The 6580-nt window shown below is 64.4% G+C and carries 6 protein-coding genes; 4 read left to right on the top strand and 2 right to left on the bottom strand.

Going from position 1 to position 6580, the window contains the following annotated elements:
* From aceE to ACY693_RS12955, 4 genes are all read left to right on the top strand, one after another.
* Window positions 1-1940: pyruvate dehydrogenase (acetyl-transferring), homodimeric type (gene aceE, locus ACY693_RS12970; RefSeq protein ID WP_462322247.1), on the top strand; the 1940-nt coding region annotated here is incomplete at its 5' end.
* A gap of 163 nt (window positions 1941-2103) precedes the next feature.
* Entirely contained in the window at window positions 2104-3957 is a 1854-nt protein-coding gene (aceF, locus tag ACY693_RS12965; RefSeq protein WP_462322246.1) for a dihydrolipoyllysine-residue acetyltransferase, read from the top strand.
* 160 nt (window positions 3958-4117) lie between these two features.
* Window positions 4118-5548 (top strand): dihydrolipoyl dehydrogenase, encoded by a 1431-nt coding sequence (lpdA, locus tag ACY693_RS12960; RefSeq protein ID WP_462322245.1) that lies wholly within the window; start codon window positions 4118-4120, stop codon window positions 5546-5548.
* Window positions 5549-5606: 58 nt separating this feature from the next.
* Entirely contained in the window at window positions 5607-5768 is a 162-nt protein-coding gene (locus ACY693_RS12955; RefSeq protein WP_462322244.1) for a hypothetical protein, read from the top strand.
* A gap of 78 nt (window positions 5769-5846) precedes the next feature.
* On the opposite strand, the gene ACY693_RS12950 is transcribed toward ACY693_RS12955, so the two are convergent.
* Window positions 5847-6149 (bottom strand): hypothetical protein, encoded by a 303-nt coding sequence (locus ACY693_RS12950; RefSeq protein WP_462322243.1) that lies wholly within the window; start codon window positions 6147-6149, stop codon window positions 5847-5849.
* A gap of 75 nt (window positions 6150-6224) precedes the next feature.
* Window positions 6225-6580: hypothetical protein (locus ACY693_RS12945; protein ID WP_462322242.1), on the bottom strand; the 356-nt coding region annotated here is incomplete at its 5' end.

The following is a 6580-nucleotide window of genomic DNA, read 5'->3' as shown; positions in this document are numbered from 1 at the left end:
AGGGCCTCGACAACCTGGTGTTCGTGGTCAACTGCAACCTGCAGCGCCTCGACGGGCCGGTACGGGGTAACGGGAAGATCATCCAGGAGCTCGAGGCGGTCTTCCGTGGCGCCGGCTGGAACGTCATCAAGGTGATCTGGGGCAGCTATTGGGACCCCTTGCTAGCCCGCGACAACCAAGGCTTCTTGCTCAAGCGCATGGAAGAGTGCGTGGATGGCGACTACCAGGCCTACAAGGCCAAGGGCGGCGCCTACACCCGCGAGCATTTCTTCGGCAAGTACCCCGAGCTTGCCGACATGGTCGCCAACATGACCGACGAGGACATCTGGCGCCTGAACCGCGGCGGACATGACCCGGTCAAGATCTACAACGCGTACGCCGCTGCGCTCCGCACCGAGGGCCAGCCAACGGTGATCCTGGCCAAGACGGTCAAGGGCTACGGCATGGGTGTCGCCGGCGAGGGCATGAACATCACCCACTCGCAGAAGAAGATGGGTGAGGCCAACCTCAAGGCCTTCCGCGACCGCTTCAACATCCCGATCTCGGACGAGCAGATCGGCGCCGCACCCTTCTATAAACCAGCGCCCGACAGCCCCGAGCTGAAGTACCTCCAGGAGCGTCGCGAGGCCCTGGGTGGCCCGCTGCCAGCGCGATTCGATGAGGCCCCAGCGCTTGAGGTCCCTGGACTCGATGCCTTCAAGCAGCTGCTCGAATCCAGCGGCGATCGCGAGATGTCGACCACCATGGCAATGGTGCGGCTGATGTCGATGATCATCCGCGACAAGGCCATCGGCAACCTGGTCGTCCCCATCGTCCCAGACGAGGCGCGCACCTTCGGCATGGAGGGCATGTTCCGCCAGCTCGGCATCTACTCCCACGTCGGCCAGCTCTACGAGCCGGTCGATTCCGACCAGGTGATGTATTACCGCGAGGAGAAGAACGGTCAGATCCTGCAGGAAGGCATCAACGAGGCCGGGGCGATGTCGTCCTGGATCGCCGCCGCCACCGCCTACGCCAATCATGGTCAGGCGATGATCCCGTTCTACATCTACTACTCGATGTTCGGCTTCCAGCGCGTCGGCGACCTGATCTGGGCCGCCGGCGACATGCAGGCGCGCGGCTTCCTGCTCGGCGGTACCGCAGGACGTACCACCCTCGCCGGCGAAGGCCTGCAGCACCAAGACGGCCACAGCCATCTGGCCGCCGCGACCATTCCCAACTGCGTCAGCTACGACCCCGCCTATGCCTATGAGCTGGCTGTAATCGTGCAAGACGGTCTGCGCCGGATGTACGCCGAGAAGCAGAACTGCTTCTACTACATCACGGTGATGAACGAGAACTACCCGCAGCCGGCGATGCCCGAAGGCGTCGAGGATGGGATTCGGCGCGGCCTCTATCGGCTGCCGCCGGCCGAGGCAACGGAGACAAACGCTAACGAGGCGTCACCGACGGTGCAACTGCTCGGCAGCGGCACAATCCTGCGCGAGGTCGAGGCCGCCGCCGGTCTGCTAGGGCGCGACTTTGGCGTTGCAGCCGATGTCTGGAGCGTCACCAGCTTCAACGAGCTGCGCCGCGACGGCATTGATGTCGATCGCTGGAACCTGCTGCACCCCGAAGAGCCACCGCGCACCGCCTATGTGGCCGCACAGCTCGCTGACAGCGAGGGACCGATCGTCGCTGCAACCGACTATATCCGCGCTTACGCCGATCAGATCCGGCCCTATCTGCCGCGCCGTTACAGCGTCCTAGGCACCGACGGTTTCGGCCGCAGCGACATGCGCAGCCAGCTGCGCAAGTTCTTCGAGGTCAATCGCTGGTATGTGGTGATCGCCGCACTCAAGGCCCTGGCCGATGAGGGCAAGTTCCCGACGTCGCGCGTGCGCGAGGCGATCGAGAAGTATCGGATCGATCCGGACAAGCCAAACCCGGTGACCCAATGAGCGCCTCCCGCACTCATGCAATGCAGCATGGCACCGCTCTGCGTCATGCGACGCAAGGTCGTCCAATGACGCCGACAGTCGGACAACGCCTGCGGCATCCCCTCATCGCGCATCCCCATAGGGACCCCCACTGGTTCGCTCACTGGTCACAGGAGACAGCAGCGTGGCAACGGTAGAAGACGTTCTGCTTCCGGACATCGGTGACTTCGCCGATGTCGAGATCATCGAGATCCTCGTCGCCGAAGGAGACCAGATCGAGCCGGAGCAATCGCTGCTGACGCTCGAGAGCGACAAGGCGACCATGGAGATCCCGGCCCCGTTCGGCGGCGAGGTCAAAGAGGTCGCCGTCAAGGTCGGTGAGCGCGTCGCCCAAGGACAACTGCTGATGCGCGTCGCAACCAGCGCCGCGGCTGGCGCTCGCGAGGGGGCTTCAGAGGGCACAGGAAAAGGCAGCGGCGCGAGCAACGATGAGCCGTCAGGCGCCGGCGAGAAGGCCGCGCCTGCGCAGGATACGTCCACTGAGCAAGTCAGCCGGCCCGCGCCAGCATCGACCTCCATCGCAACCGGGCCGGCGGCCGGGGGCGACCCAGGCGACTCGGCCGCACGCTCGACGGCCAGCGCTTCATCCGCTGGGACCGAGAAGCCTCTTGAGGTGCGTCTGCCAGACATCGGTGACTTCAGCGACATTCCGGTGATCGAGGTTCTCGTCAGCCCGGGGGATCAGATCGAGGTCGATCAATCCATCGCCACGCTCGAAAGCGAGAAGGCGACCATGGAGATCCCCTCGCCGTCCGCCGGGACGGTCGAGGCGGTCCATATTCAGGCTGGCGACAAGATCAATCAGGGCGACCTGATGCTAACGCTGAAGGGCGTCGCTCAACCGACCGCTGAGGCGAGATCAAAGACACCTTCCGCCGAAGAGGACGAGTCCGCTCAAACGCCCGCCGACACGGCAAGGCCCGAAGGCGACCGAACGCGAGCTGCAGCAGACACCGTCTCTGACGGCAGTCAGGCTTCATCGGCAAGCCGAGCCCCTGGTGAGGCCGAGCGTCGCAAGGCCCCAATCCTGCCGCGTCCGGCCGATATGCAGGCCATCGCCAGCGGACGCACCCCCCATGCCAGCCCAGCAATCCGGCGCTTCGCCCGCGAGCTCGGCGTCGACCTGGCGCAGGTCAAGGGCAGCGGCCGTAAGGGACGCATCCTCAAGGACGACGTCCAAGCCTATGTCAAGAAGGCCCTATCGGCCGGAAGCCCTCCCGCTGCCAGCGGCGGCATGCCATTCCAGTTGCCGGCTGCGCCCGAGGTCGATTTCAGCAAGTTCGGTGCGACCGAGACGCAACCCCTCTCGCGCATCAAGAAGCTCAGCGGCACCCATCTTCACCGCGCCTGGCTCTCGGTGCCGCATGTCACCCAGTTCGACGAGGCCGACATCACCGAGCTCGAGGCCTTCCGCAAGGGCCAGAAGCAGGCCGCCGAGGAGGCTGGCGTGAAGCTCACCTTCATGCCGTTCCTGGTCAAGGCGGTCGCCGGCGCACTGGCGCAGATGCCAACGCTCAAGGCCTCACTCTCGGCCGATGGCGAGCAGCTGATCCTCAAGCACTACACCCACATCGGCGTCGCCGTCGACACACCCAATGGACTCGTGGTGCCAGTGATTCGAGATGCCGACAAGAAGGGCCTGTTCGAGATCGCCCGCGAGCTGATGGCGCTGAGCGGCAAGGCGCGCGAGGGCAAGCTGCTGCCCGGCGATATGCAAGGCGGCGTGTTCAGCATCTCCAGTCTTGGCGGCATCGGCGGCACTGCCTTCACGCCCATCGTCAACGCCCCCGAGGTCGCCATCCTCGGCGTCTCGCGCACCGAGACCAAGCCGGTCTGGAATGGCGAGGCCTTCGAGCCGCGGCTGATGCTACCGCTGTCGCTGTCCTATGATCATCGCGTCGTTGATGGCGCCGATGGCGTGCGTTTCACAACCTTGCTGGCTGGCCTACTCAGCGACATTCGACGACTGTTGTTGTAGCCTGATTGAATGAGCCGGTTGACTTCAACTCAAGCCTCAGAGACAGCGCTACTCTCCGAGACCGCGCTAGCAACAGATTGGTTGCGCGACGAAGAAGCAGTCGCATGGGCGGAGCTAAAGCAGCTGGACACTGAAAACGCACAATCGAACGAGAATCCCCATGAGCGATACCGCTCCGAATAAAGAAATCAGCGCCCAGGTCGTTGTCCTTGGCGCCGGCCCCGGTGGCTACACCGCCGCCTTTCGCGCCGCCGATCTTGGCCTGCGCACCGTGCTGATCGAGCGCTACCCCACCCTCGGCGGCGTCTGCCTCAACGTCGGCTGTATCCCCTCGAAGGCGCTGCTGCACACCGCGCAGATCATCGAGGAGGCCAAGACCATGGGCGCCATGGGCGTCACCTTCGCCGCGCCCGAGATCGATCTCGACAAGATGCGCGCCGGCAAGAACAAGGTCGTCAAGAAGCTCACTACGGGGCTCTCCGGCATGGCCAAGCAGCGCCAGGTCGAGGTGGTACAAGGCACCGGCCGCTTCGAGACCCCGAACCGCATCGGTGTCGACAGCCGCGAGGGCAAGGTCGCCGTCAGCTTCGATCAATGCATCATCGCCGTCGGCTCCACGCCGATCCGCATCCCTGGCTTCCCGCACGATGATCCACGGGTGATGGACTCAACCGGTGCACTCGAGATCGACGGTATCCCGGAGCGGATGCTGGTGGTCGGCGGTGGCATCATCGGCCTCGAGATGGCCAGCGTCTATGCCGCGCTCGGCGCCAAGATCGACGTCGTCGAGATGAAGGATCAGCTCATGCCGGGTGCCGATAAGGATCTGGTCCGCGCACTGCAGAAGGTGGTCAAGAAACGCTACCAAAACATCTGGCTCGAGACCAAGGTCGCGACCATGAAGGCCAGCTCCAAGGCGATCGACGTGGTCTTTGAGGGCAAGCACCCCGGCGAGGCCAGCTACGACAAGGTCTTGGTCGCTATTGGTCGGCGTCCGAACGGTAAGCTGATCAACGCCGAGGCCGCCGGGGTCAAGGTCGACGAGCACGGCTTCATCAAGACCGATCAGCACATGCGCACCAATGTGCCGACCATCTTCGCGATCGGCGACGTGGTCGGCGGCCCGATGCTCGCGCACAAGGCCACCCACGAAGGCAAGGTCGCCGCCGAGGTCATCGCCGGTGAGCCAGCGCTGTTCGATCCGATGACCATCCCCTCGGTCGCCTACACCGATCCCGAGGTGGCCTGGATGGGCCTCACCGAGACCGAGGCCCAAGCACAGGGCATCGAGGTCGAAAAGGGCGTCTTCCCCTGGGCCGCCAGTGGCCGCGCGCTCGGCATCCACCGCGACGAGGGCCTGACCAAGCTGTTGTTTGATCCCGAGACCAAGCGCATCCTCGGCGCTGGCATCGTCGGCCCCAATGCCGGCGAGCTAATCGGCGAGACCGTGCTCGCACTCGAGATGGGCGCCGACATGGAAGACCTTGGCATGACCATCCATCCGCATCCGACCCTGAACGAGACCATCGGACTTGCTGCTGAGATGGCGCACGGAACGATCACCGACCTGATGCCGCCGAAGAAGCGCTGAGGCGCTTAGGTAAACACCCTCTTACGATAAAGCGACCATCTGGGAGCAGGCCTTCGTCGTGAGGCTCGCCACGCGCTTGCGCACCGAGGCCTTTCTCTGGGAGTGCATGGTCAATCTCATCCCGCCGCGCAGCCAACTGCTGACGAGCGAGGAGCAGATGTTGCCGATCCTGCGCAACAGCGCCGAGTGCATCGGCACCTCGCTGCAGCCCATAGGATGACGTTAGGCTGGGCTGCTGACGCCGGACGTCCTCGCGCGCTTCCCGTACGACGAACATCCGTACAACATCGCGCTGGTGTTAGGCCTGACCCGACTCCTCGACGTCCTCGATGATGTCGCCCTCAAGGAGATGGCCGACCGGGTGGTGCCTGATCTCGGGGTGCTCAAGACCTACCCCGATGCCTGGGTCGAGCAGCGGCGACTGCGCTTCGTCATGGGCATGTCGGCAAACGAGCGCTTCGGCGCGCTCGGCAACTGGTCGCGTACCGGCTTCGATCGACTCGACCGCGCCGACCGACCGGCGGTCTGGGTTGCCACAGTAGTCAATAACCGCGCCGACCAGGTGCCGCGCTCGCGCGTCTTCGCATCGCTGGTTCCCCATGATTTTGTCGAGTTCTGTCGATGCGCCGGGGCGCGGCGCCCCCGGCCCATGGTCATCACCATCGGCGCAAGCGCTTCAGCAGCCATCGTCTTCGATGAGCGCTTCGCCGGTGCTTGCATCACGTTTCACCTCGCCGTGCGGGTCCGTCTTGTGCGTACGGATGAACATCATGTGCTCGATCCGGTGGAATTCTTCATCCATCGCGTGCTGGATATCGGTATCTCGCAGGCCGTCATAGATGTAGATCTGTCCGCGGTCTTCCTGAGCGCGTTCCGCGGGGGTGGGCTCCATCAGACGGCGCAGTTCGATCTCGCGCACATCGCTGGCGCTGGCAGGTACCGCGGCGGTACCGATCACAATCACGGCATACAGCAGCGAGGGCTTGCCGGAACGGATGACACGAGGCAGCAAATCAGTCATGGCGGCTCCTG

Source organism: Halochromatium sp. (assembly GCF_054919635.1).
The sequence above is the reverse complement of the archived record's forward strand: the minus strand, read 5'-3'. Positions and strand labels throughout refer to the sequence as shown.

Bases quoted from the DNA above. Each gene is read 5' to 3' on its own strand.
- ACY693_RS12950 (WP_462322243.1), bottom strand. From the start codon at position 6,149: ATGGGGAACCAGCGATGCGAAGACGCGCGAGCGCGGCACCTGGTCGGC.
- lpdA (WP_462322245.1), top strand. From the start codon at position 4,118: ATGAGCGATACCGCTCCGAATAAAGAAATCAGCGCCCAGGTCGTTGTC.